The following is a 24,549-nucleotide window of genomic DNA, read 5'->3' as shown; positions in this document are numbered from 1 at the left end:
TTGTTATACAATAATATAACATTAACCGCGGTGCAGACCAGGGTCGCGTCCCCCGCCTGCGTTGCCTGTCGCCGCCCTGCAGCGATGCGAGCGTTCGCGCCCCCGCCACGGCCCCTTCTTTCTTTCACCGGTATGCCTATGCCCTCGTTCCGTTCTCCCCCGTTCCGCCGCACCGCGTTGTCTCTGGCGCTGGTTACCCTGCTGAGTCCCGCCCTTGCCCTGGCCGCCGCTGCGGCCGACGACGCCACGCCGCCGCCCAGCGACAGCCGCCATGCCCACGGCCGCAAGCAGGATCGCCACGTGAAGGATATGGATGGGGTGGTGGTCACCGCCAGCCCGCTGCGCAATGCCGCAGGCGATTTGAGCAAGCCGGTGGAGGTGCTGGCCGGCGAGCGCCTGGACGAGAACCGCGGCGCCAGCATCGGCGAGACCGTGGCCAGCCTGCCCGGCGTGCAGAGCTCCAACTTCGGACCCGGCGTCGGCCGGCCGATCATCCGCGGCCTGGATGGCCCGCGCGTGGCGGTGCTCAGCGATGGCCTGTCCACCCAGGACGTGTCCACCGTCAGCCAGGACCACTCGCCGGCGGTGGAGTCGTTCCTGGCCGACCAGATCGAAGTGCTGAAAGGGCCGTCCACGCTGCTGTACGGCTCCGGCGCGATCGGCGGCGTGGTCAACGTGGTCGACGGGCGCATCGCCGAGACCCCGGTGGACGGTGTCCACGGCCGCGCCGAGGTACGCTTCGACGGCGGCGACAAGGACGGCAACACCGACATGTTCCGGGTCGACGCCGGCAACGGCAGCGGCCTGTCGATCCATGCCGACGGGGTGTACCGCAACCAGAAGGACTACGACACGCCGCAGGGCCGGCAGGCCAATTCCTTCATTGACACCAAGACCGGCTCGATCGGTGCCTCGCTGGCCGGCGACTGGGGCTTCGTCGGCGTGTCGGCCTCGCGCTTGCGCGACAACTACGGCAACCCGGGCGAGCCCGGCGACCCGGCCGCGGGCGAGCGCGGCGTGTCGTTGCGCATGCACCAGGACCGCTACGAACTCAAGGGCGGGCTGAACGATCCGTGGGGCGACGGCAGCGCGCTGCGCTACAGCTTCGGCCACACCGACTACAGCCACACCGAGTTCGAGGGCGAGAACGTCGGAACGGTTTTCGACAAGCGCGCCAACGAAGGCCGCGTCGAAGCCTCCTTCACCTTCGGTGGCGGCTGGCAGACTGCGTTCGGCCTGCAGGGCGGCGACACCACATTCCAGGCGATCGGCGAGGAAGCGTTCGTGCCGAAGACCGACACCCGCTCGCTGGGCGTGTTCGCCGTGGCGCGCAACAGCTGGGAGCGCGTCAGCGCCGAGGTCGGCGCGCGCGTGGACAAGGTCAAGTACGAGACCGACACCGGCGTGGACCGCGATTTCACCCCGAAGAGCTTCTCGCTCAGCGGCGGCTTCCGCTTCAATGAACAGTGGCGCCTGACCGCCAACCTCGACCACGCCGAGCGCGCGCCGGCCGAGGAAGAACTGTTCGCCGACGGCCCGCACATCGCCACCCTCGCCTACGAGATCGGCGACGCCGACCTCAAGACCGAAAAAGCCAACCAGGCCGAGCTGGGGCTGAACTTCAAGAACGAGTGGATGGACGCCAAGGTCGCCGCGTACTACAACCGCTACAACGACTTCATCTACATCGTCGATACCGGCGCGCAGTGGTTCCACGAGGAAGACAACGACTTCCTGCCGATCCGCCAATGGACCCAGGCCGACGCGGTGTTCCATGGCTTCGAGGGCGAGGCCACCTTCCACCTGGCCGACAACGACAGCGGCGCCTGGGACCTGCGCGTGTTCGGCGACACCGTGCGCGCGCGGCTGAAGGACGGCGGCAACCTGCCGCGCATCGCGCCAGCACGCTACGGCGCGCAGCTGCGCTGGGACGCCAGCCACTGGCGCGCCTCGCTCGGCGCCACCCGCTACCAGAAGCAGGACAAGGTGGCGGTCAACGAGACCCCGACCGACGGCTACACGCTGGTCGACGCGCACCTGGCCTACCACGTCGATGCCGGCGCCACCGCGTGGGAAGTGTTCCTGGACGGCAACAACCTGAGCAACCAGGACGCGCGCGTGCACACCTCGTTCCTGAAGGACGACGTGATGCTTCCGGGCCGCAACGCGTCGTTCGGCGTGCGCCTGTTCTTCTGACGCGCCGGCTCTTCCGGCGCGGTCCCCCTCCTCCGCCCGCGCCAGAAGCGAGGCCGCACAAGGGCGGCCTCATTCTTTTGTGCTTTTGTGGACACCGCCCGCACCGCCGCAGCCGCGCCTCGGCATCGAATGGCGCAACCGCCGCCCTGTAGAGCGAGTTCGGTCGCCACAGGCGATACAGATGAGCGCGGCGCGATTGAAGTCCCTCCCGCCAACACTTCGCTGACGGCAGCATGAAACATTTGAAGCGATGTCGCGCTGGGCAACATGCCGCGATGGCGGCCGGCCTGCGCAACCCATCACGCAATCGGCGCGGCCTTCGGCCAGGTCCAGTTCGTCGGTCATGTTGCCGCTGGCGGTGCCCCCCAGTGCTCGCCGGCATGCAGGCTGGCGCCGACGTCGAGCTTTTCGTAGCACGGCAGGCGCTGGCTGTTGGTCAGGTCGGCGTAGCGCTGCCGATGAATAGCGCATAGGTGGGCGCGGTGCCGCCCATCACGCTGAAGCGGTCGGAGAGGGTCCGGTCGCCGAGCTGCCAGTCCAGTTCGCCGCCGAACAGGTCGATGTTGATGCCGCGGCCATCGGCCAGGTCGCGCCGGATCGTCTCCCCGTTCGGGCCGACCGGCAAGGTCATGTTGCGGAAGTCGCTGCTGAGCAGGGTGCCGGTCGGCGCGTCCAGGCTGGGGAAGCTGGCCAGGCCGCTGCCGTTGTTGCGTGACAGCAGCGGGATTGCGATGTAGAACGTGCCGTCGTCGGTGTGGCGCGCGTGGAAGAGGCTCGGCAGGGATTCGTGCGAAAAACCGCCATTTCTCTTCTCTGGCAACCCATTGAATGCAGACGCGATAGCAAGTTCCGCGCGGGGGATTCCTATACTGGCCCTGGCCCGCAGTCATGGGCCCGCTTAGCAGGCTGCTGAAATACCAACAGCCAAGTCCTGCCGACCGCAGTGGTATCGATTCCTGCGGCCATTGACGGTCGGACAAGCGGGCCTGGAAAGGCCCTTTGCTCTCGCTCGTGCGGCATCCAGGGGGTCTGCACACCCCGATTCATGCCCTTGCTCCAATCGGCGCGCAGACCTGGCCCAGCGTGCGCACGCGCACCAAGTTGTAGGCCGCCATGTTCGGCACGAACGTCTGGTGCACCTTCTCCAGACCGCACACCATCGCCTGCCGGATCCGGCCCAATCCAGCGCCGCGAACAGCGAAGTCGTACCTGACGTTGGTCGTCGTGGGTGCGCGTGGCCGGCTTACCATAGGTCAGCGGCAGGCCAGGCTGGGTCCGATTGAGTACCTGGATCTGACTCTTCTCATCCACGCACAACACCAGCGCCCGATTCGGCGGGGCCAGGGAGCGCCCTACGACATCGCGCACCTTGTCCACGAAATGTGGGTCGGTGGACAGTTTGAAGCTTTCCTGCAAATGCGGCTTCAGACCGAAAGCATGCCAGATACGCTGCACCGTTGCCGGGAAACCCCGGTTTCCCGGCTCATCTGGCGCACGCTCCAGTGCATGGCATTTGCCGGCGTGCTCTGGCGGACCTTGTCCACGATCTGCTGGACCTGCTCATCGCCCACCGTGCGCGGACGTCCTGCGCGCGGAGCATCCGTCAGCCCGGCCAGCCGGTAAGCTTCGTAGCGGCGTCGCCACTTGGACACGGTCTGGATCATTGTGCCCAAACGCTCGACGATGACTCTGCCCGGTTGCCCTTCCGCGCACCCCAGCACGATCCGCATGCGCAGTTTCTCGTCCTCCGACGCCTTTCGCACACGTAGGCCTGCTGGACCGGCCAGATTTCCGTAGACACTCAGTCGCCGCTCTGCGCGTAGCGCCTTTCAAACTCTACCGGTGACACGCCGCCAGCGGAACCATGCCGGCGGATCGGGTTGTAGAACATCTCGATATAGTCGAACACGTCCGATGCCGCCATGGCGCGTGTCGGGTAGATCCGACGCTTGATACGTTCCTTCTTCAAGACGCTGAAGAAGCTCTCGGCCACGGCGTTGTCATGGCAGTTCCCGCGTCGGCTCATGCTCGGCACCATCCGGTGCGCCTTCAGGAACGACTGCCAATCGCTGCTGGTGAACTGGCAGCCCTGGTCGGAGTGCACCATCACGCCAGGACCGGGCTTGCGCCGCCACGCCGCTGCCACCAGTGCCTGCAGCACCAGATCGCTGGTCATTGTCGAAGCGGTTGCCCAACCCACGATCTGGCGCCAATACAGCTCCATTACCGCTGCCAAGAACAGCCAGCCCTCGTAGGTGCGGATATAGGTGATGTCCGTGACCCAGACCTTGTTCGGGGCCTGCGGAATGAAGTCCCGGTTGAGCACATTCGCCACCACGCCGACCGGACCTCCCCGCTAACGCGGCTTGCTGCCGTAGCCAACCTGCGCTCGCAAGCCTTCGGCCTTCATCAAGCGCCGCACCCGGTGACGGCTGCAACGCTCGCCGGCCTCACGCAGATCCAGGGTGAGCTTGCGATAGCCGTACACCGCGCCGCTGGCCAGCCAGTGGTGCTTGATCAGGCCCAGCAAGCGCTGGTCCTCGCGTTCGCGGACGCTGGTGCCGTTGCGCAGCCAGGCCTAGTAACCACTGCGATGCACGCCCAGCACCCGGCACATCGTCGCCAGACGAAACTCCCGGACGTGCGCACGCATGAACGCGTACTTCGCCCTTACCCCTTGGCAAAGTACGCGGCGGCTTTTTTTAGGATGTCGCGCTCCTCGGTTACCCGCCTCAGTTCGGCCTTGAGCCGGCGAATCTCCGCTGAGTCGGTCGACGCCGCTGCAGCGCCGGCTGCCGGCGCCATCTTCCTGGCGGCCTGCACCCACCCGTATAGCGTGTGCTTGGGAATCCCGATTCGGGAGGCCACATCCACCACCGTGAAGCCGCGTTCGATCACCTGCTTCACCGCCTCGGCCCGGAACTCATCCGTGTACTGCTTGCTGTTGCCCATAAACACCTCGGTCATTGCCATCAATTATGGCGTCCGGATGTCTACGAAAGGCTGGCCGGTCCAGCATGCCTGACACTACTACTCAAAAGATCGTGAACAGGTTCTTAGGGCCTGTTAACACTAAACCAACCTGAGAGTTCCCCCGGCTCTGCCGGGGAGGCAGTAGAAGTTTGACGTATCCGGGAGTCCATCCCGGAGACTCCGCAACGTGAGCGGCCAAGCACACGAGACGGAGAAACCGAGATGGATGAGTTTGAGAGCTTAAGTCACACCGGGTGGGAGTGTCTGTACCACGTTGTGTTCATACCGAAGTGTCGCCGTAAGACACTGTATGTGGGTCTGAGGAAGCATCTAGGAGAGGTGTTCCGGCGATTGGCCGAGCAGAAGGAGAGCCGGGTCGAGGAGGGCCATCTGATGCCAGATCACGTCCATATGCTGTTGAAGATTCCGCCGAAGTAGGCGGTGTCGCAGGTGGTGGGCTATATCAAGGGCAAGAGCGCCATCCACCTAGCGCGGGTGTATGGGGAGCGGAAGCGGAACTTTGTAGGGCAGAGCTTCTGGGCGCGAGGTTACTTCGTTACGAGGGTAGGTCGGGATGAAGGGTTGATCGGGGCATACATCCAGAACCAAGAGGCGGAAGATCGGCGCTTGGACCAATTGCAGTTGCTGAGGTAGTCGGCCACCTTCAGGTGGCCCTAACAAGGGAGGCGCGTAGCGCTCCCGCAGCCGCTTTGAGCGGCTCACATCTCTAAAGCCCCCGGCTTTGCCGGGGGATATTTACTAGCCGCGCTGCGTGCTGGGCTTGTTGCGCTGTTTGGAGTAGTCCTCCATGAAGATATGGCAATACTCCTTCATGGTCGGCGCCTTGCGCGCGGCAATCTTGGCCGCGCGCAAGGCGCTCCGGCGAACCTCGGCCGGCCACTCCTGCACCATGACGCGGGCCTGATCGACGGTCAGTTCCCCGTACTTTCCCAGGGCGGGCTTCCGGCGCTCGCCGGCGTTCGTGCGGTACTGAAGCATGAACACCTTGCCGCTGGCCGGGGTGATCTTGCACAGGAAGCCGGGCACCACGGTATCCCGCAGTTCGATGGCCTTGGCCTGGGGGTGCGCCGCATCGACTGCGGACTTGGTGCGCTTGATCTTCGCCATGATGACTCCTCGGAAAGCCCGGTTTCCAAGAGCCGCATGGGAGCCACGCGAGGGGAAGCCGGGTCACGTTTCGGAAAGCACCGGCCTATGATGGACACGCCTAAGTTATTGATAAAAATGCTGTATCGAGCCAGGGCGCGTGCCAGCGAACTGCGGTCCTGGAGTCATCGTGAAACAGAAAAGCCCCGGAGGCGACTCCGGGGCTTTAAGTTGTCTGAACAAGTGGTGGAGCGGAAGGGGATCGAACCCTCGACCTTCGCATTGCGAACGCGACGCTCTCCCAGCTGAGCTACCGCCCCACATCAGACGCCCAGTCTAACGGCCCGGGGCATGTGTGCCAAGAGGGGCGATGCAGACGGCGCGGACGCGTCGGCCGGACGCGACGCCGCACCGCTCCGGCCCAAGGCGTGCCGCATCCGTAGCCGCACGACTGCGCGCCGCGCCGGCCGTGGATGAATGCGGGCTGCGGCGCCGCATTCCGGCAGTGATGGCAGAGAACTGAGCAGTGATGGCAGAGAACGGATATAATCGCGAGCCGAAATCACCGCCAGACGATTTCGTTGTTCCGGAGGACGTACTCCGACCGTTCCAACTTTTATTATCCACGGGTCTTTAGAAAATGACGGAAGTTCGCAACTTGCAACAAATCGCCGAAGCCAAGGCCAAGCTGCAGGAAGAGATGCGCAAGCTGGAAGAGCAGGAGAAGCAGGTGCGCGAAGGCGAGACCAGCGCCGCCCATGGCAATGTGCTGTCGCTGCTGGAGCAGTTCGCCGAATTCTTCAGCGCCAAGCAGCGCAACGAGATCGCCGCCTACGTGAGCAGCGCGGCGCCCAAGCCAGCCAGCGCCAAGTCCGCCGGCGGCCGCAGCGAGGTCAAGCCGAAGTATCAACTGCCGCATACCGGCGAGACCTGGTCCGGCCGTGGCCGCACGCCGAAGGCGTTCGCCGCCTGGGAAGGCACCGCCGCCTACAACGAATGGAAAACGCGCCACCCGGGCCTGAAATTCCCGCTGGTCAAATACTGATCGGCCGCAGGAAAAAGGCCGGATCGGAGCCTGCGTCAGAACTGGTTCCGGCCCGGAACCGAGCAGCGTCCCGCAATGGGCGTCGCTTTTTCCCGGAAACGAACGGATTCAGGCAGCCTGCAGTCTTCCGATCAGTTCCCTGTCGCCGAGCAGGCTGCGCAGGCGTTCGAGGTTGCAGGACAGCACCGCCAGTGCCATTTCCGTGGCCGCTGCGGCCGCGCCGCGCAGCGGGAACCGTCGCCCAAGGCGACGCTCCATCAACTCGGCCAACACCCATTCTACCGTTTGTCGGCGCAGCACCATCCATCGCCCCGGGCGCGGCGCCGCGCCCCGCGGTCGGCATGCCACAGCGCCATCGCGCCGCGTGGTGTCGGCCGTCGCCGTTCTAGGCGTTGGCCGGCGGCGGCCGCGTCTTCGCGCCCCACAGCGCATAGAACAGCACGTACAGCTCGCATGCGGCGGTGAGCAGGAAGGCGCGTTGCAGGCCGACATGATCGGCCAGCCAGCCCTGCACCACCACCAGCGCGCCGCCGGCGATGGCCATGATCAGCAGGCCGGAGCCTTCCTCGGTGAGCGGGCCCAGGCCCTTGATGCCGAGGGTGAAGATGGTCGGGAACATGATGGAGTGGAACAGGCCCACCGCGATCAGCGACCACATCGCGACATGGCCGGTGCTGAACACGGCCAGCAGCACCACCACGAACGCGCCGACCGAGAACGACGCCAGCACGGTTTCCGGGCGGATCGCGCGCATCAGCGCGCTGCCGGCGAAACGTCCCACCATCATCCCGCCCCACAGCAGGAACAGGTAGTGCGAGGCCTGTTCGTGGGTGAGGTTGCCAATGTGCGGCTGCGACACGAAATTGATGAACAGGTTGGAGACACCGATCTCGGCGATCAGGTAGATGAAGATGGCCGGGATGCCGAGCACCAGATTGCGATGCCGCCACAGCGAATGGTTGGCGCGTTCCTGGCTGGTGGCGCGCCGGGTGGCCTGGCCGAGCGTCGGCAGCCTGCTGCGGGCGACGACGATGGCCAGCGCCACCAGTACCGCGGCGACGATCAGATAAGGCAACTGCACCGACTGCGCGTCGGCTAGGCGTTCGGCCTGGCTCAGCACGGCATCGCCCTTGGCGGTGCCGGAGGCCGAGCGGCCCAGGATCAGGTAGCCGCCGAACAGCGGCGCCAGGGTGGTGCCGACCGAGTTGAACGCCTGCATCAGGTTGAGCCGTGCCGAGGCGGTGTCCACCGTGCCGATCACCGCGACGTACGGATTGGCCGCGACCTGCAGCAGGGTGATGCCGCTGGCGATCACGAACAGCGAACCGAGCGTGATGCCGTACGAGACCAGGCGTGCGGCGGCGATCATGCCCAGCGCGCCGAGCGCCATGATGCCCAGTCCAATGACCAGCGCGCGCTGGTAGCCGATCCGCTGGATCAGCTTGGCCGACGGCAGCGAGGCGAAGAAGTAGGCGATGAACCAGACCGATTCGATCAGCGTGGCCTGGGTGTAGCTCAGTTCGAACACGCTGCGCAGGTGCGGCAGCAGCGTGTTGTTGATGACGGTGATGAAGCCCCACATGAAGAACAGCGAGGCCAGCAGCGACAGTGCGGCGCGGTAGGACGGCGCATGGCCGGGCAGTGGCGCGGGAGTGGAGCGCGGGGCCGCCGGCCCGATCGGTTCTGCCATGGTGGATGCGTTCTCCGCACTGCTGCAGCGTCTGTCGGTAGGCACGCGGCGCCGTCGCCTGCGGACACGATGGCCGCGCCGCCGCGCCGTCGCCGCGCGTGGCTGGCGCCATGTCGAAACCGGGCATGGCGCCAGCGCAGCGGCGAGGATAGGTGGCACGCTGGCGGCGCGACCAATGATTTAAATCGCGGCGCCCATACGTGTATTGCAATGCCGCGCTGCAGCGGGCGTCGTCCTGGCGCTGGCCGGGGGCAGGGCCGTGGCGGCCGATCGCCGCCGCGGCGCCGGCCAGGCGCGGCATTGGCGCCAGCCGCTGCGCGGCCCGGTGTGGACGACGCCACAGCGGGCGTCTCCATCGACAGCGAGCGCGCGCCGCTCCCGCCCGCGCACGTCGCCGGTGCGGCGGCGGCCGCGCAGCGTCCGGCGTTGCTATGCTCTGCGGCATCCTGCGATCGTCGGAATGCCGCACCGATGCCGAAGACAGGCGTTGCCTCTGTTCCGCTCGCCGCCGCGCGCGCGTGTTGTGGCTCGATGCGCAGCGGCTGACCGCCGCCGCGCCGTTCGGTGCGGGTGCGGAGGCGGTGCGGCAGGCCATCGTGCATCTCGGCTATGTGCAGATCGATACCATCCACGTGATCGAGCGCAGCCACCACCACGTGCTGTACAGCCGCATCCCCGAGTACCGCCAACAGGACCTGGAGCGGGTCCAGTCGCAGGACAAGTCGGTGTTCGAGTACTGGACGCATGCGCTGGCCTATGTGCCGGTCGCCGACTACCGCATGTACGTGGCGCAGATGGCGCGCTATCGCGCCGGGACGGACGCGGCGGGCAAGGTCGATCCCGCCGGTTATGCGAAGCTGCTGCGGCGCATTCGCGACGACGGACCGTTGTCGATCCGCGACATCGACGACGACGTACTGGTCGAGAAGACCCATCCGTGGGGCAGCCGCAAGCCGTCGCGCGCGGCGTTGCGCTATGGCTTCTTCAGCGGCGATCTGGTGGTCGGCCAGCGCAGCGGCATGCTCAAGACCTACGAACTGGCCGTGCGCCACTTCGGCTGGAGCCGGCGCCCGCGCCCGGCGAGCCCAGCGCAGTACGCGCGCTACCTGCTGGACCGGGCGCTGCGCGCGCAGGGCATCGTCGGCGTGGAGTCGGTGTGCTACGGCAACGCCGGCGCCAAGGCGGCGGTGCGCGCGCTGATCGCCACCGCGGTCGCCAGGAGGCAGCTGCTTCCGGTGCATCTGCAAGGACAGGAACAGGCGGCGCTGTGGGCCGAGCCGGCGTTACTGGAGCGGCCGCTGCCGCGGCTGGACGCGTCGTTCGCGCATCTGCTGTCACCGTTCGATCCGCTGCTGATCCAGCGCAAGCGCCTGCTGCAGTTCTTCGGCTACGGACACCGCTTCGAGGCCTACCTGCCGGCGGCGCAGCGGGTGCTCGGCTACTTCGCGCTGCCGGTGCTGGTCGGCGACCGCATCGTGGCCGCGCTCGACCTGAAAATGGATCGCCAGGCCGGCAGCCTGCGGATCCAGAAATGGACCTGGCTGGTGCCGCAGCGGCCCGCGCTGAAGGCGGCGATCGACGCAGCGCTGGAGCGTTTCGAGCGTTTTCATCTGCGCTAGCGAGCCACGCCTGTGGCGCTGCGCTGCCCACCTGCGCCCGAACAAAAACCCCCTGCGATGCAGGCCCGGCCGGAAACGCCGCGATGCAATCGTAGCGCGCCTTGGCGCCGCCCATCATGCTGTGGCGGTGCCGGCCAGGGGCAGGGCAGTCGGCGCGGCGGCGCCGAGCAGGCGCCGCCGGATCCGATCGGCGATGTCGGTGTCCGGTGCGTGGGTGTCCATGTGGTCCCTGCATCGCGGGCGGCGTGGGGACGATGCGTGCGCACCCCGGTCTCGATCGCATGATCCTGCTGGTTTGCCGTCGCCTGCGATGGCCGCAGCGCTTCCGGCGGCCGGCCAAGTCACCTCGCCACCACAGGCCGCTATTTACCCTGTCCTTCCCAGCCACGGCCTGTGCCGCATGTCCGCCGCCAGACACTGTCTCCAAGACGCCATGCTCGCCTGCCGACACCGCGCGCCCGTGGTGCTGGCGGTGGTGATGGTTGCCGAAGGCTCCACCTACGCGCATGCCGGCGCGATCGCGCTGTTCGGCGTCGACGGCGCGCAGCAGGGCTGGCTCAGCGGCGGTTGCCTGGAACCGGATATCGCGCGCTGCGCGGCGAGCGCGGCGGCGGCCGGCACGCTGGCGTGGATGGAGATCGACACGCGCGCCGACGAGGATCTGCTGTCCGGCTCGGCGGTGGGCTGCCGCGGGCGCCTGCACCTGGCCTTGTTGCCGCTGTCGGCGCTGCCCGGCTTCGAACGCCTGGCGCAGGCATGGTTGCAGCGGCGCGGTGGTTTGACCCTGGCGCTGGATGCCGGCGGCGGTGTCGCCGCGACGGTGGCTGGCGAAGTGCTGCAGTGGCGCTTGCCGCGCCAGGCCCGGCCTGCCGTGGCGGCCTGCAGTGGCCAGGTGCAGGTGCCGCCGCCGCGGGTCAGTGTGTTCGGCGCCGGCCCCGAAAGCGCCGTGCTGCTGCCACTGCTGCGGCAGCTGGGCTGGATGACCACGCTGGTGGAACAGCGTCCGCGCTGGGCAGGGCAGGCGATGCTGGCCGACCTGGCGCTGGCGTGCACGCCGACCCGGGCCCTGGCCGAGTGCGCCGACAGCGATGCGGCGCTGGTGATGCACCACCACTTCGAACTGGACCGCGAGGCGCTGGACGCGCTGGCGGCGAGCGCGATCCCGTTCCTGGGCCTGCTGGGACCGGCGCGCCGGCGCGAGGACCTGTTCCGCCTGTTGCGACCGCAGCAGCACGCGCAACTGTTGCCGCGACTGCATTCGCCGATCGGATTGCGGCTCGGCGGCAGCGGTGCCGAGGCGATCGCGCTGAGCATCGCCGCGCAGTTGCAGGCCGAATGCGCCGCGACGTCGGCGGACGCTGTGCCGGAACCGGGCCGGCGCACGGTGACCCGATTGCACGGTGGCGATGCCGTGCCGCCGCTGCCGGCGGTGGCGCGCGTCGAACGCGGCACGCGGGTCGCGCGATGAGCCCCGCGCATGCCGCCCTGGTCCTCGGCGCCGGCGCCAGCCGCCGCCTTGGCCATGCCAAGCAGGCGCTGACCCGCGACGGCGAGCCGCTGCTGCGCCGCGCGGTGCGGTTGGCGCTGGCGTCGGCGCCAGCGCGCTGCGTGGTGGTGCTGGGGGCACAAGCCGAGGCGCTGCGTCCGGCGCTGGACGGCCTGCCGGTGGAGATCGTGATCAACCCGGACTGGTCGGCCGGGATGGGCAGCAGCCTGGCCTGCCTGCGCGCCGCGGTGCATGAGGATGCATCGATCAGTCACAGCCTGGTGCTCGGCTGCGACCAGCCAGCGCTGGGTGCGGCGCATCTGCAGGACCTGCTGGCGGCGGCGTATCGCGCCGCGTCCGGTTGCGCGGTCAGCGCCTACGCCGGCGTGCGCGGCATGCCGGCGGTAGTGGCGCAGGCGCGCTGGCGCGATCTGCCGCTGTCCGGCGACCAGGGCCTGCGCGCGCTGTTGGAGGCGATGGCACTGGACGGTCTCGGCTGCATCGTCGCCCCGGCGCTGGCACTGGACCTGGATACGCAGGGCGACGTGCTGGCCGCGGTGGAGCGCGGCTGGCTGGATCCGTAGCCCGGCGCGCCGCCGGCGCCGGCCCGGCTCAACCGATCAGCTTGTCCGGGGTGATCGGCAGGTCGCGGATGCGCCTGCCGGTGGCATGGAACACGGCATTGGCGATGGCCGCGGGAATGCCGACCATGCCCAGCTCGCCCATGCCCTTGACCCCGAGCGGGTTGACGATCTTGTCGTCTTCCTCGACGAACATGGTCTCGATCAGGTGCACGTCGGCATTGACCGGCACATGGTAGTCGGCCAGCGAGGAGTTGAGCATGCGCCCGTAGCGGTGGTCGACCTCGGTGCCTTCGCTGAGCGCCATGCCGATGCCCATCACCACCCCCCGATTTCCTGGCTGTGCGAGGTCAGCGGGTTCATGATCCTGCCGCAGGCGGTGGCCTCGATGACCCGGGTCACCTGCACCATGCCGGTGTCCGGATCGACCTTGACCTCGATGAACTGCGCGCCGTGTGCAGCGGTGGCGTAGTTCTCGCGCTGCGGAGAGGGCTTGGACTCGTGGACCACTTCCAGTTCCTGGAAACCGTGCTGGCGCATCAGTCCGGCCACGTCCAGGCCGGCGCCGGGCTGGCCGGTCGGGCGCAGTTGGCCGCCGGCCAGTTCCACCGCGTCCACGTCCAGGTCGGCGAACGCGGATTGCCCGTCCTGCCTGGCCAGTGCTAGCAGCTTGCCGCGGATCTCGCGCGCCGCGCCGTGGATCGCGCTGCCGACACTGGCGGTGGTCCACGAGCCGCCCTGCGACGGCGCCTTGGGCAAGCGCGTGTCGCCGAGCTCGAATTGCACGCGCGTGGCGTCCAGGCCCAGGTACTCGGCGGCGATCAGGGTCATCACCGTATAGGTGCCGGGGCCGATGTCGGCGGTGGCGCTGCCGACCTGAGCGCTGCCGTCGGCCTTGAGCACCACCCGCGCCAGCGCCGGCATCTGCATCGCCGCCCAGGTGCCGGTGGCCATGCCCCAGCCGACCAGCAGCCGGCGGTCGCGCATCGAGCGCGGCTCGGGGGTGCGCTGGCTCCAGCCGAATCTCTCCGCGCCGAGTCGGTAGCACTCGCGCAGCGCCTTGCTGGAAAACGGCTTGCCGGTCTCCGGGTCGGTCTCGGCGTAGTTGGCCAGGCGCAGCTGCAGCGGATCCATCTTCAGCGCGTAGGCCAGTTCGTCCATCGCGCACTCGATGCCGAACATCTGGCTGATGGTCCCGGGCGCGCGCATCGCCTGTGGCGTCGGCAGGTCGGTTTCCACCACTTCGAAGCGGTCCTCCACGTTGCGGCAGGCGTACAGCGAACGCGCATTGCGGAAGATGGCCTCGTTGAACGCCTCGATGCGCGAGGTGTTGAGCACGTGCCGGTAGCGGATCCCCTGCAGCGCGCCGGCGGCGTCGGCGCCCAGATCCAGCTCCACCCGGTAGTAGGGGCGGTAGCCGTGGCCGCTGAAATCTGCCGGCGGGTATAGACGAGCTTGACCGGGCGCCCGACCGCCTTGGACACCGCGCCGAGCAGGAAGGTGTAGTAGTTCGGGCGCAGGCACGAGCCGAACGCGCCGCCAACGAACAGCGACACCACATTGACCTGTTCGGGCGCAATGCCGAAGTAGCCGGCCAGTTGCTCGCGGTCCTGGTGGACGCTCTGGCTCTTGTTGATGACGGTCAGCCGGTTGCCGATCCAGTAGCCGATGCCGCCGTGCGGTTCCATCGGGTTGTGGTGCTCGATCGGCATCGTGTACGCGGCCTGTAGCTTGACCGGCGCGGCGGCGAACGCGGCGGCCGGATCGCCGCGTGGCCGCGGTGATTCTTCCGGGGTCGGATCGTGGGCCTGACCGAGCAGCGCGTCGAAATCGGTGCGTGGCGTCTCGGCCGCGTAGTCGACCTGGATCAGCCGCGCGGCATGTCGCGCCTGCTCGAAGGTGGAGGCCACCACCACCGCGATCGGTTGGGCGCTGAAATGGATGCGGTCGTCGAGCATGGCGCGGAACGACAGGTCCTCGCCCTTCTTCTTGACTTCGTCCGAGACCGGCTTGATCGAGTTGAGGTGGGTCAGCACCTTGATCACGCCCGGCGCGGCCTTGGCGGCGCCGGTGTCGATGCGGACGATGCGACCCTTGGCGATGGTGCTGGTGAGGATGTAGCCATGGGTCAGGTGCGGGATCTGGAACTCCGCCGCATAGCGCGCCTTGCCGGTGACCTTGGCGTAGCCATCGACGCGACGCATTTCCTTGCCGATATAGCTCATTGCAGATTCTCCGGTTCGGCGTTCACGCGGCATCGCTGCCGCTGGCGCGGTGCAGGGCGCGAATCATCGCGTGCATGCCCATCGGCACCTTGTAGGCGTTGTGCGCCAGCGGGCGCGCCGCCGCCATCTCGGCCTGCGCGGCGGCGGCGAAGGCGGCCTCGTCGGCGCGCTGTCCGCGCAGGGCGCGTTCGGCGGCGTGCGCGCGCCACGGCTTGTGCGCCACGCCGCCCATGGCGATGCGTGCTTCGCGGATGCGTCCGTCCGGCTCCAGCGCCAGCGCCGCGGCGACCGAGATCAGTGCGAACGCATAGCTGGCACGGTCGCGCACCTTCAGGTAGTGGCTGTGCGCGGCGAAGCGCTGCGCCGGCAGGACGATGGACTCGATCAGCTCGCCATGCGCCAGCTGGTTGTCCAGGTCGGCGCGCGCATCGGGCAGCAGGTGGAACTCGGCGAAGGGAATCTCGCGGCGGGTACCGGCCGGCGTGCGCACCTGCACCGTCGCATCCAGCGCGGCCAGCGCCACGCACATGTCCGACGGATGCACCGCCACGCAGTGTTCGCTGTGGCCGAAGATCGCATGGGTGCGGTTGAGCCCCTCGCGCGCGCCGCAGCCGCTGCCGGGATCGCGCTTGTTGCAGGGCAGGGCGGTGTCGTAGAAATAACCGCAGCGGGTGCGCTGCAGCAGGTTGCCGCCGTTGCTGGCCATGTTGCGCAGTTGCATCGTCGCCCCGGCCAGGATCGCTTGGCTCAGCAGCGGATAGCGCTGGCGCACCAACGGATGGTTGGCGGTGTGGGTGTTGTTGGCCAGTGCGCCCAGGCGCAGGCCGCCGTCGGCGGTCTCGCCGATCTCGGCCAGGTCCTTGAGTCGGGTCAGGTCGACGATCTCGTCGGCATCGGTCACGCCTTCCTTCATCAGATCGAGCAGGTTGGTGCCCCCGCCCAGGAAGCGCGCGCCCGGGTTGGCGGCGACGCGGCGCACCGCGTCCTCGGGAGAATTGGCGCGCTGGTACTTAAACGGCGTCATCGGCCACCTCCTTCGCCATCTTCGCCGCAGTCAGTTCGGACTGGTCGACGTAGCGCCAGGTCAGCGGGCGCGGCGCGCCGCCGCTGTGCACGTCCTGGATCGCGGCGACGATCTTGGGATAGGCACCGCAACGGCAGATGTTGCCGCTCATGCGTTCGCTCACTTCCGCGTCGCTGAGTTCGGTCACCGGCTGGCTGACATCGGCGCTGACGTGGCTGGCGTCGCCGCGCTTGATCTCGTTGAGCAGCGCCACCGCCGAGCAGATCTGCCCAGGCGTGCAGTAGCCGCACTGGAAGCCGTCGTGCTGCACGAACGCGGCCTGCATCGGATGTAGCCGTTCGCCGTCGACCAGGCCTTCGATGGTGGTGACCTGCGCGTCCTCGGCCTGCGCCGCCAGGGTCAGGCAGGCCAGCCGCCGTTCGCCGTCGACGATCACCGTGCAGGCGCCGCACTGGCCGTGGTCGCAGCCTTTCTTGGTGCCGGTCAGCGCCAGGTGCTCGCGCAGCGCGTCCAGCAGCGTGGTACGCGGGTCCAGCGTCAGCGCGTGGCGCTGGCCGTTGATCCACAGCACCACCGGCAGCGCATTCTGCGGCAGCGGCACGCTGGCCGGGGCAGCGAACGCGGCGTCGCTGAAGGCGATCTGGCCGCCTGCGCTGCTCAGCCCGGCGGCCGACAGCAGGGCGATGAATTCGCGACGCGACAGGCCGTTGACGCCCAGCCTGCGCGCGAGCGCCGCCTCGTCGTCGCTCAGCGGCGCATCGCGCGGTATCCCGGCGGCGTCGCGCGCGGCGGGGGAAGGGAGGGGGTCGTGCTGCATCGGTCTCTCCTGCATGGGGGACCGCCGCAACGCCGCGCGATGTGTGGCGGAGGCGACGGTTCGACCTGGGAGCGGCGGCGCCATCGCGGCGCCAGGGGGCGGCGCGCAATGACACGCCGGTAGCCAGCATTGCTGCGGTCCCGCGAAGAGACTGCGAAGGCACTGCGAAGGCACTGCGACGGCAGGGTGATGCGCATGCCGGTACAGCACGCTGCACTGTCGACATTGTGCCGATCGCAAACGCCGGCGGCGGGAATGCGGATGCGCTACCGGCGGTACGCCACCGACAGCTGCTACTGGAGTCCAGCGATCGGGCGACCCGTGAACACGCCGCCGGTGGCGGCGCCGGGCACGCGCGCGCAGCCTTCGGCCAGGTCCAGTTCGTCGGTCATGTTGCCGCTGGCGGTGCCCCCCAGTGCTCGCCGGCATGCAGGCTGGCGCCGACGTCGAGCTTTTCGTAGCACGGCAGGCGCTGGCTGTTGGTCAGGTCGGCGTAGCGCTGCCGATGAATAGCGCATAGGTGGGCGCGGTGCCGCCCATCACGCTGAAGCGGTCGGAGAGGGTCCGGTCGCCGAGCTGCCAGTCCAGTTCGCCGCCGAACAGGTCGATGTTGATGCCGCGGCCATCGGCCAGGTCGCGCCGGATCGTCTCCCCGTTCGGGCCGACCGGCAAGGTCATGTTGCGGAAGTCGCTGCTGAGCAGGGTGCCGGTCGGCGCGTCCAGGCTGGGGAAGCTGGCCAGGCCGCTGCCGTTGTTGCGTGACAGCAGCGGGATTGCGATGTAGAACGTGCCGTCGTCGGTGTGGCGCGCGTGGAAGAGGCTCGGCAGGGATTCGTGCGAAAAACCGCCATTTCTCTTCTCTGGCAACCCATTGAATGCAGACGCGATAGCAAGTTCCGCGCGGGGGATTCCTATATTGGCCCTGGCCCGCAGTCATGGGCCCGCTTAGCGGCTTCCTCATCGTTGATCAGGAGGATCGGGGTTCCGTATTGCGACCCCATGCAGGCTCGAGCCTGATGCGGGAGCGCCGAATGATCCCGCCCGAGCTCCCATCCGAAAACCTGTGCCGCTATGCGAAGTTGGGGAAAGGGCGTCGGGAACCAAAGGGTTTAGTCTTCCGGGCATAAGCACTTTTGAAAGAGGAACGGCTGATGGAACCCATTCGTTCTCGCACGCCAAGTCCTGCCCGGGAGCCGCAGGCCGGATCGGATGAGGCTCAGCCCATTGTTGGTCGGCTCGCGTCTACGGCCGCCAGCAGCCCCTTCGCCAGCAGCCCCCTTGATGGCTTGCCCGCTCGGCCGGTGGTGTCCCCGACCCGCCGGCCGGCCACGCCCGAATCCTCGCCTGCTTTTTCGGTGGGCGGCTTCAGCGAACTGCTGCGTCGGTTTGATCCATCGCTTTATACATTTCCTTCCTTGGACGCTCACAGTGCAGACGCTGTACCTGGAGAGAACGCCGTGGTGCAGTCGGTTCTGCGCACAGCGTATGAACCGCAGTCCCACTCTGGCGCGGCTGTCACTGCTCCATCGCCAACCCCGCCTCGCGTCCAGGCGGCAGCGCGGCGGCGGAGTTCTGCCCAGACCTTCGCTTCGTCTGCAGAGAGTGTGGATCTGAGTGCGCTAGGCTACACCCAGAAGCAACGGGAGCAGATCAAGCCAGGTGCTTGGTCGACAGTGGCGCAGCATCACGCGGCATTGGCCGACCATGGGTTTACGCACGTGCAGATCATTGAGCTCAGCAAACATGCGGCATCGTTAGGGACCGTGGCTGACAGGTATCAGGCGATTATCACGGTGCTGCCCGAGGCGACACACAAACAAATCGTAGAAGTGGGTAAACAGTGGTCGGGCGCTCGAACCCTGCAGACATTGCCTACGGTGGCGGAGAATTTGAGAGGCCCGCCGTTACAGTTGGAAACATGCCAACTGATCAAGATTGCAAAACGTGGCGGCGCTCCAGCGCTTGAGGCAGTCCAAGCATTGCGCAATGCGCTTACTGGCGAACCACTGCACCTGACCCCGGCGCAGGTCGTGGGCATCGCCAGCAACATCGGCGGCAAGCAGGCGCTGGAGACGGTGCAGCGGCGGCTGCCCGTGCTGTGCGCACCGCCCCATGGCCTGACCTCGGCGCAGGTCGTGGGCATCGCCAGCCACGGCGGCGGCAAGCAGGCGCTGGAGACGGTGCACAGGCTGCTGCCCGTGCTGTGCGATCCCCTCTATGGCCTGACCCCGGCGCAGGTCGTGGGCATCGCCAGCCACGATGGCGGCAAGCAGGCGCTGGAGACGGTGCAGCGGCTGCTGCCCGAGCTGTGCGCACCGCCCCATGGCCTGACCTCGGCGCAGGTCGTGGGCATCGCCAGCCACGGCGGCGGCAAGCAGGCGCTGGAGACGGTGCACAGGCTGCTGCCCGAGCTGTGCGCGCCACCCCATGGCCTGACCCCGGCGCAGGTCGTGGGCATCGCAAGCAACGATGGCGGCAAGCAGGCGCTGGAGACGGTGCAGCGGCTGCTGCCCGAGCTGTGCGCGCCACCCCATGGCCTGACCCCGGCGCAGGTCGTGGGCATCGCAAGCAACGACGGCGGCAAGCAGGCGCTGGAGACGGTGCAGCGGCTGCTGCCCGAGCTGTGCGCGCCCCCCCATGGCCTGACCCCGGCGCAGGTCGTGGGCATCGCCAGCAACATCGGCGGCAAGCAGGCGCTGGAGACGGTGCGCAGGCTGCTGCCCGAGTTGTGCGCGCCACCCCATGGCCTGACCCCGGCGCAGGTCGTGGGCATCGCCAGTCACGATGGCGGCAAGCAGGCGCTGGAGACGGTGCGCAGGCTGCTGCCCGAGTTGTGCGCGCGGCCCTATGGCCTGACCCCGGCGCAGGTCGTGGGCATCGCCAGCCACGATGGCGGCAAGCAGGCGCTGGAGGCGGTGCGCAGGCTGCTGCCCGAGTTGTGCGCGCGGCCCTATGGTCTGACCCCGGCGCAGGTCGTGGGCATCGCCAGCAACCGCGGCGGCAAGCAGGCGCTGGAGACGGTGCGCGGGCTGTTGCCCGAGTTGTGCGCGCGGCCCTATGGCCTGACCCCGACGCAGGTCGTGGGCATCGCCAGCAACGGCGGCGGCAAGCAGGCGCTGGAGACGGTGCGCGGGCTGTTGCCCGAGTTGTGCGCGCGGCCCTATGGCCTGACCCCGGCGCAGGTCGTGGGCATCGCCAGCCACGATGGCGGCAAGCAGGCGCTGGAGACGGTGCGCAGGCTGCTGCCCGTGCTGTGCGCACCGCCCTATGGCCTGACCCCGGCGCAGGTCGTGGACATCGCCAGCCACAATGGCGGCAAGCAGGCGCTGGAGACGGTGCGCAGGCTGCTGCGCGAGTTGTGCGCGCGGCCCTATGGCCTGACCCCGGCGCAGGTCGTGGGCATCGCCAGCCACGATGGCGGCAAGCAGGCGCTGGAGACGGTGCACAGGCTGCTGCCCGTGCTGTGCGATCCCCTCTATGGCCTGACCCCGGCGCAGGTCGTGGGCATCGCCAGCAACGGCGGCGGCAAGCAGGCGCTGGAGACGGTGCACAGGCTGCTGCCCGTGCTGTGCGATCCCCTCTATGGCCTGACCCCGGCGCAGGTCGTGGGCATCGCCAGCAACATCGGCGGCAAGCAGGCGCTGGAGACGGTGCAGCGGCTGCTGCCCGAGTTGTGCAAGCCCCCCTATGGCCTGACCCCGGCGCAGGTCGTGGGCATCGCCAGCAACGGCGGCGGCAAGCAGGCGCTGGAAGGTGTTGTTGCCCAGTTATCCACTCCTCACCCGGCGTTGGCAGCTTTTACCAACGATCGCCTCGTCGCCTTGGCCTGCCTCGGCGGACGTCCTGCGTTGGAGGCGGTCAAGAACGGTTTGCCACGGACGGTGGCATTGATCAGGAAAATGAATAAGCGTGTTCCCGAACGTACGGCCCACCACGGAGCCGAACTCGGAAAAATACTTCGATTGCTGAGTTTCTTCCAGGGCCACTCCAATCCAACGCATGCATTTCATGAAGCGACGGCCGAGTTCGAGATGAGCAAGCAAGAGTTGTTACAACTATTTCGCCGTTTTGGCGTCACAGAACTCGAAGCCCTCAGTGGAACTATCCCCGCGGCATCCCAGCGTTGGCAGCGCATTCTCCATGCATTGATGAAACCGCCCTCTGCTTCGGTTCAAGCTCCGATTCAGGAGTCCTTGCATGAATTCGCCGATTCCCTGGAGCGCGAATTGGATGCGCCCAGCCCGATGCAGGATGCATCCCCGGCTGGGTCAAGCAGCCGCAAACGGTTTCGATCCGATGATCCAGTGCACAGGTTCCCAGCACAGCAGATGGCCGATGCGCCCATTCCCGAACATCGAGACGCTCCTCATCTCCCCTTCGCCAGCAGCAGGAGTACAAAACGCTCGCTTTCCATAGCCAGCGGCCTCCGGGATCCTGGAATGCCGACGGACGAGGATCTGGCAGTTTCCAACACTGCTTTCCAAGAATATGCGGACTTCTCCTTCTCCCCTGGAGCGGTGGAAAGTTTTCCAGTGTTCGACGAAGAGGAAACGGCATGGTTGATGAATGTCTTTTCCTAGGGCCTGTTAACACATCCGAAGCCCATCAACGACCAGGACGAAGCTGAGGAATCCAAGGAACATGGCATCCAGCTTCTCGAAGCGCGAGAAAATCCGGCGGTAGCCTTTCAGGCGACGGAACAGTCTCTCCACTTCGTTGCGCCGCTTGTACATCTCCCGGTTGTATTCCCAAGGCTCGACCCGATTGGACCGGCCAGCCTTTCGTAGACATCCGGACGCCATAATTGATGGCAATGACCGAGGTGTTTATGGGCAACAGCAAGCAGTACACGGATGAGTTCCGGGCCGAGGCGGTGAAGCAGGTGATCGAACGCGGCTTCACGGTGGTGGATGTGGCCTCCCGAATCGGGATTCCCAAGCACACGCTATACGGGTGGGTGCAGGCCGCCAGGAAGATGGCGCCGGCAGCCGGCGCTGCAGCGGCGTCGACCGACTCAGCGGAGATTCGCCGGCTCAAGGCCGAACTGAGGCGGGTAACCGAGGAGCGCGACATCCTAAAAAAAGCCGCCGCGTACTTTGCCAAGGGGTAAGGGCGAAGTACGCGTTCATGCGTGCGCACGTCCGGGAGTTTCGTCTGGCGACGATGTGCCGGGTGCTGGGCGTGCATCGCAGTGGTTACTAGGCCTGGCTGCGCAACGGCACCAGCGTCCGCGAACGCGAGGACCAGCGCTTGCTGGGCCTGATCAAGCACCACTGGCTGGCCAGCGGCGCGGTGTACGGCTATCGCAAGCTCACCCTGGATCTGCGTGAGGCCGGCGAGCGTTGCAGCCGTCACCGGGTGCGGCGCTTGATGAAGGCCGAAGGCTTGCGAGCGCAGGTTGGCTACGGCAGCAAGCCGCGTTAGCGGGGAGGTCCGGTCGGCGTGGTGGCGAATGTGCTCAACCGGGACTTCATTCCGCAGGCCCCGAACAAGGTCTGGGTCACGGACATCACCTATATCCGCACCTACGAGGGCTGGCTGTTCTTGGCAGCGGTAATGGAGCTGTATTGGCGCCAGATCGTGGGTTGGGCAACCGCTTCGACAATGACCAGCGATCTGGTGCTGCAGGCACTGGTGGCAGCGGCGTGGCGGCGCAAGCCCGGTCCTGGCGTGATGGTGCACTCCGACCAGGGCTGCCAGTTCACCAGCAGCGATTGGCAGTCGTTCCTGAAGGCGCACCGGATGGTGCCGAGCATGAGCCGACGCGGGAACTGCCATGACAACGCCGTGGCCGAGAGCTTCTTCAGCGTCTTGAAGAAGGAACGTATCAAGCGTCGGATCTACCCGACACGCGCCATGGCGGCATCGGACGTGTTCGACTATATCGAGATGTTCTACAACCCGATCCGCCGGCATGGTTCCGCTGGCGGCGTGTCACCGGTAGAGTTTGAAAGGCGCTACGCGCAGAGCGGCGACTGAGTGTCTACGGAAATCTGGCCGGTCCACCCCATATCGGCGACACTATCAAGATCTGATCGAGGGCGCGATACATGACGCAGCTTAGCTTCTCCGACGCCGAGCATGCCGGTAAGCGCAAGCGGACCCGCCGCGAGGTGTTCCTTGCGCAGATGGAACAGGTGGTGCCGTGGAGCGCGCTGCTGTCGCAGATCGCGCCCCACTACCCGAAGGCCGGTCGAGGCCGCCATTCGTATGGGCTGGAGACGATGTTACGCATTCACTTCCTGCAGCAGTGGTATGCGTTGAGCGATCCGGCGATGGAGGAGGCGCTGTATGAGATCGCCTCGATGCGTCAGTTCGCACGGCTGTCGTTGCTGGAGGCGATACCGGATGAGACGACGATCCTCAATTTCCGGCATTTGCTGGAACGGCATGGATTGGCGCCGAAGCTGCTGGAGGCGGTGAACCGGCATCTCCAAGGCAAGGGATTGTTGCTGCGGCAGGGAACGATCATGGACGCCACGATCATCGAGGCGCCGAGTTCGACGAACAACAGCAGCGGCACGCGCGATCCGACGATGCACCAGACCAAGAAAGGCCAGCAGTGGTTCTTCGGGATGAAGGCGCACATCGGGGTGGATCGGGACTCGGGCCTGGTGCACACGGTGGTGTCGATCGCCGCGAACGTGGCCGATGTGACGCAGTCGGAGAAGTTGCTGCACGGCAAGGAGCGCGAGGTCTACGCCGATGCGGGGTAGACCGGGGCGGACAAGCGCGAGGAACTGAAGGGTAAGCGCGTGTGCTGGAACATTGCCGAGCGGCGGAGCCGGATCAGGGCGCTGGCGGAGGGCGAGTTGAAGACTCTCAGCGAACTCGTCGAGCACCTGATCGCCAAGGTGCGGGCGCGGGTGGAGCATCCGTTCAGGGTGATCAAGCGGCAGTTCGGTCACCGGAAGGTGCGTTATCGGGGGCTGGCCAAGAACGATGCGCAGTTGAACGTGCTGTTTGCGTTGTCGAACCTATGGATGGCGCGCAGGCAGTTGTTGGCGATGACGGGGAAGGTGTGCCTGCGAACTGGAAAGGATGGGGTGTTTCCGCAGGTTACGGCCTGAAATGGCCTGAATGAGTGAAATATGCGTATCCATTTGCCGGTCAATCAGCCGCATCCGATCACGCCGCTTGGATCGGTGGCTTGTTCAGACCTTCCCTAGCGAAGCCGCCGTGACGCGGATATCACAGCCTGCGCGGTTCGATTCGGGCGCTGCGCGGCGACGTTCCGGCGTCGGCGCAGGTGCGCTGCTTCAGGCCGCCGCCTGCAGCGCTGCCGCGGCGGCAGCGTCCATGCACAGCATGCGCTCGCGGTCCAGCAGGATCACCAGGCGGCCCTCCAGCTTGGCCACGCCCTGCAGCAGTTCGTGGCCGATGCCGGTGCCGAACGACGGCGCCGTCTCGATCTGCTGCTCCGGGATGTCCAGCACTTCGCTGACCGCATCGACCAGCAGGCCGAACGCCTGCGTCGTGCCGGCGTCCTGCGCCGCCGCGATCACGATGCAACTGCGCGGGGTGACCTGGCTGGGCGTGCGGCCGAGCCGCCGTTGCAGGTCCACCACCGGCACCACGGCGCCGCGCAGATTGATCACGCCGCGCACACAGGCGGGCAGCGTCGGCACCGGTGTCGGCGCGCGATACGCGATGACCTCGTGGATACCGACGATGTTCAGGCCGAACAGCTCCCGTTCCAGCTGGAAAGTCAGGAACTGCGCCGGCACCGACGCCGCGTCCGTCTTCAGCGGCAGCGCCGCTGCATTGCCGGGATATGCGTGCATGG

Annotated in this window: 13 protein-coding genes, 1 tRNA gene and 10 pseudogenes; 9 read left to right on the top strand and 15 right to left on the bottom strand. The window is 67.1% G+C overall.

Annotated elements, in window-relative coordinates:
- Positions 1 to 138: 138 nt before the first annotated feature.
- Positions 139 to 2,196, top strand: coding sequence for a TonB-dependent receptor (locus tag G4Q83_RS02420; RefSeq protein WP_128421824.1), 2,058 nt, complete (start codon positions 139 to 141; stop codon positions 2,194 to 2,196).
- Positions 2,197 to 2,644: 448 nt separating this feature from the next.
- Here G4Q83_RS02420 and G4Q83_RS02415 read toward each other — a convergent pair.
- The 4 pseudogenes from G4Q83_RS02415 to G4Q83_RS02400 form a co-directional block, all read right to left on the bottom strand.
- Positions 2,645 to 2,965, bottom strand: a pseudogene (locus G4Q83_RS02415) (TonB-dependent receptor); the annotation flags it as partial.
- Between the two features lie 274 nt (positions 2,966 to 3,239).
- Positions 3,240 to 3,377, bottom strand: a pseudogene (locus G4Q83_RS02410) (IS5/IS1182 family transposase); the annotation flags it as partial.
- Positions 3,371 to 4,001 (bottom strand): annotated as a pseudogene (locus G4Q83_RS22870) (IS630 family transposase); the annotation flags it as partial. The pseudogenes G4Q83_RS02410 and G4Q83_RS22870, both read right to left, overlap by 7 nt.
- Positions 3,998 to 5,148: pseudogene (locus G4Q83_RS02400) on the bottom strand (IS3 family transposase). The pseudogenes G4Q83_RS22870 and G4Q83_RS02400, both read right to left, overlap by 4 nt.
- Positions 5,149 to 5,391: 243 nt before the next feature.
- Between G4Q83_RS02400 and tnpA the strand changes: the two are divergent.
- Positions 5,392 to 5,823 (top strand): annotated as a pseudogene (tnpA, locus tag G4Q83_RS02395) (IS200/IS605 family transposase).
- Between the two features lie 105 nt (positions 5,824 to 5,928).
- Here the strand turns inward: tnpA and G4Q83_RS02390 are convergent.
- Both G4Q83_RS02390 and G4Q83_RS02385 read right to left on the bottom strand, forming a co-directional pair.
- Positions 5,929 to 6,297, bottom strand: coding sequence for an Arm DNA-binding domain-containing protein (locus tag G4Q83_RS02390; RefSeq protein ID WP_425480330.1), 369 nt, complete (start codon positions 6,295 to 6,297; stop codon positions 5,929 to 5,931).
- Between the two features lie 223 nt (positions 6,298 to 6,520).
- Positions 6,521 to 6,596, bottom strand: a tRNA-Ala gene (locus tag G4Q83_RS02385).
- A gap of 320 nt (positions 6,597 to 6,916) precedes the next feature.
- Here G4Q83_RS02385 and G4Q83_RS02380 point away from each other — a divergent pair.
- Entirely contained in the window at positions 6,917 to 7,321 is a 405-nt protein-coding gene (locus G4Q83_RS02380; RefSeq protein ID WP_128421479.1) for an H-NS histone family protein, read from the top strand.
- A 108-nt stretch (positions 7,322 to 7,429) separates the two neighbouring features.
- On the opposite strand, the gene G4Q83_RS24960 is transcribed toward G4Q83_RS02380, so the two are convergent.
- Together G4Q83_RS24960 and G4Q83_RS02370 are read right to left on the bottom strand one after the other, a co-directional pair.
- Entirely contained in the window at positions 7,430 to 7,591 is a 162-nt protein-coding gene (locus G4Q83_RS24960) for a hypothetical protein (protein WP_158255067.1), read from the bottom strand.
- A 115-nt stretch (positions 7,592 to 7,706) separates the two neighbouring features.
- Entirely contained in the window at positions 7,707 to 9,011 is a 1,305-nt protein-coding gene (locus tag G4Q83_RS02370; RefSeq protein WP_128421477.1) for a sugar MFS transporter, read from the bottom strand.
- Positions 9,012 to 9,529: 518 nt separating this feature from the next.
- Between G4Q83_RS02370 and G4Q83_RS02365 the strand changes: the two genes are divergently transcribed.
- The 3 genes from G4Q83_RS02365 (at position 9,530) to G4Q83_RS02355 (ending at position 12,700) form a co-directional block, all read left to right on the top strand.
- Positions 9,530 to 10,630, top strand: coding sequence for a winged helix-turn-helix domain-containing protein (locus tag G4Q83_RS02365; RefSeq protein ID WP_246432250.1), 1,101 nt, complete (start codon positions 9,530 to 9,532; stop codon positions 10,628 to 10,630).
- Positions 10,631 to 11,063: 433 nt separating this feature from the next.
- Positions 11,064 to 12,098: an XdhC family protein gene (locus tag G4Q83_RS02360; RefSeq protein ID WP_246432249.1), complete on the top strand. Its 1,035-nt coding sequence runs from the start codon at positions 11,064 to 11,066 to the stop codon at positions 12,096 to 12,098.
- Positions 12,095 to 12,700: a nucleotidyltransferase family protein gene (locus G4Q83_RS02355; RefSeq protein WP_128421474.1), complete on the top strand. Its 606-nt coding sequence runs from the start codon at positions 12,095 to 12,097 to the stop codon at positions 12,698 to 12,700. The genes G4Q83_RS02360 and G4Q83_RS02355 overlap by 4 nt, the downstream gene beginning before the upstream one ends.
- A 28-nt stretch (positions 12,701 to 12,728) precedes the next feature.
- Here G4Q83_RS02355 and G4Q83_RS24395 read toward each other — a convergent pair whose 3' ends face one another.
- The 5 genes and pseudogenes from G4Q83_RS24395 to G4Q83_RS02335 all read right to left on the bottom strand — a co-directional run.
- Positions 12,729 to 13,022 carry a molybdopterin cofactor-binding domain-containing protein gene (locus G4Q83_RS24395; protein WP_425509755.1) on the bottom strand — a complete coding sequence of 98 codons (294 nt, stop codon included), beginning with the start codon at positions 13,020 to 13,022 and terminating at the stop codon, positions 12,729 to 12,731.
- Positions 13,016 to 14,814: pseudogene (locus tag G4Q83_RS02350) on the bottom strand (xanthine dehydrogenase family protein molybdopterin-binding subunit); the annotation flags it as partial. The pseudogene G4Q83_RS02350 and the gene G4Q83_RS24395, both read right to left, overlap by 7 nt.
- Positions 14,815 to 14,944: 130 nt before the next feature.
- Positions 14,945 to 15,946 (bottom strand): FAD binding domain-containing protein, encoded by a 1,002-nt coding sequence (locus tag G4Q83_RS02345; protein ID WP_128421473.1) that lies wholly within the window; start codon positions 15,944 to 15,946, stop codon positions 14,945 to 14,947.
- Complete coding sequence (locus tag G4Q83_RS02340) at positions 15,933 to 16,763, bottom strand: 2Fe-2S iron-sulfur cluster-binding protein (protein WP_128421472.1); 831 nt, start codon at positions 16,761 to 16,763, stop codon at positions 15,933 to 15,935. Before G4Q83_RS02340 ends, G4Q83_RS02345 begins: the two co-directional genes overlap by 14 nt.
- A gap of 495 nt (positions 16,764 to 17,258) precedes the next feature.
- Positions 17,259 to 17,579 (bottom strand): annotated as a pseudogene (locus G4Q83_RS02335) (TonB-dependent receptor); the annotation flags it as partial.
- 335 nt (positions 17,580 to 17,914) lie between these two features.
- Between G4Q83_RS02335 and avrBs3 the strand changes: the two are divergent.
- Complete coding sequence (gene avrBs3 / locus G4Q83_RS02330) at positions 17,915 to 21,343, top strand: type III secretion system effector avirulence protein AvrBs3 (protein ID WP_185817326.1); 3,429 nt, start codon at positions 17,915 to 17,917, stop codon at positions 21,341 to 21,343.
- A gap of 6 nt (positions 21,344 to 21,349) precedes the next feature.
- Here avrBs3 and G4Q83_RS02325 read toward each other — a convergent pair.
- Positions 21,350 to 21,535, bottom strand: a pseudogene (locus G4Q83_RS02325) (IS5-like element ISCARN85 family transposase); the annotation flags it as partial.
- Positions 21,536 to 21,591: 56 nt separating this feature from the next.
- Between G4Q83_RS02325 and G4Q83_RS02320 the strand changes: the two are divergent.
- Together G4Q83_RS02320 and G4Q83_RS02315 are read left to right on the top strand one after the other, a co-directional pair.
- A pseudogene (locus G4Q83_RS02320) lies at positions 21,592 to 22,742 on the top strand (IS3 family transposase).
- Between the two features lie 71 nt (positions 22,743 to 22,813).
- Positions 22,814 to 23,833, top strand: a pseudogene (locus G4Q83_RS02315) (IS5 family transposase).
- A gap of 189 nt (positions 23,834 to 24,022) precedes the next feature.
- Here the strand turns inward: G4Q83_RS02315 and G4Q83_RS02310 are convergent.
- Positions 24,023 to 24,547, bottom strand: coding sequence for a chemotaxis protein CheW (locus tag G4Q83_RS02310; RefSeq protein WP_128421617.1), 525 nt, complete (start codon positions 24,545 to 24,547; stop codon positions 24,023 to 24,025).
- Positions 24,548 to 24,549: the final 2 nt, after the last annotated feature.

Source organism: Xanthomonas theicola, assembly GCF_014236795.1.
GTDB classification, from domain to species: Bacteria; Pseudomonadota; Gammaproteobacteria; order Xanthomonadales; family Xanthomonadaceae; genus Xanthomonas_A; species Xanthomonas_A theicola.
The sequence above is the reverse complement of the archived record's forward strand: the minus strand, read 5'-3'. Positions and strand labels throughout refer to the sequence as shown.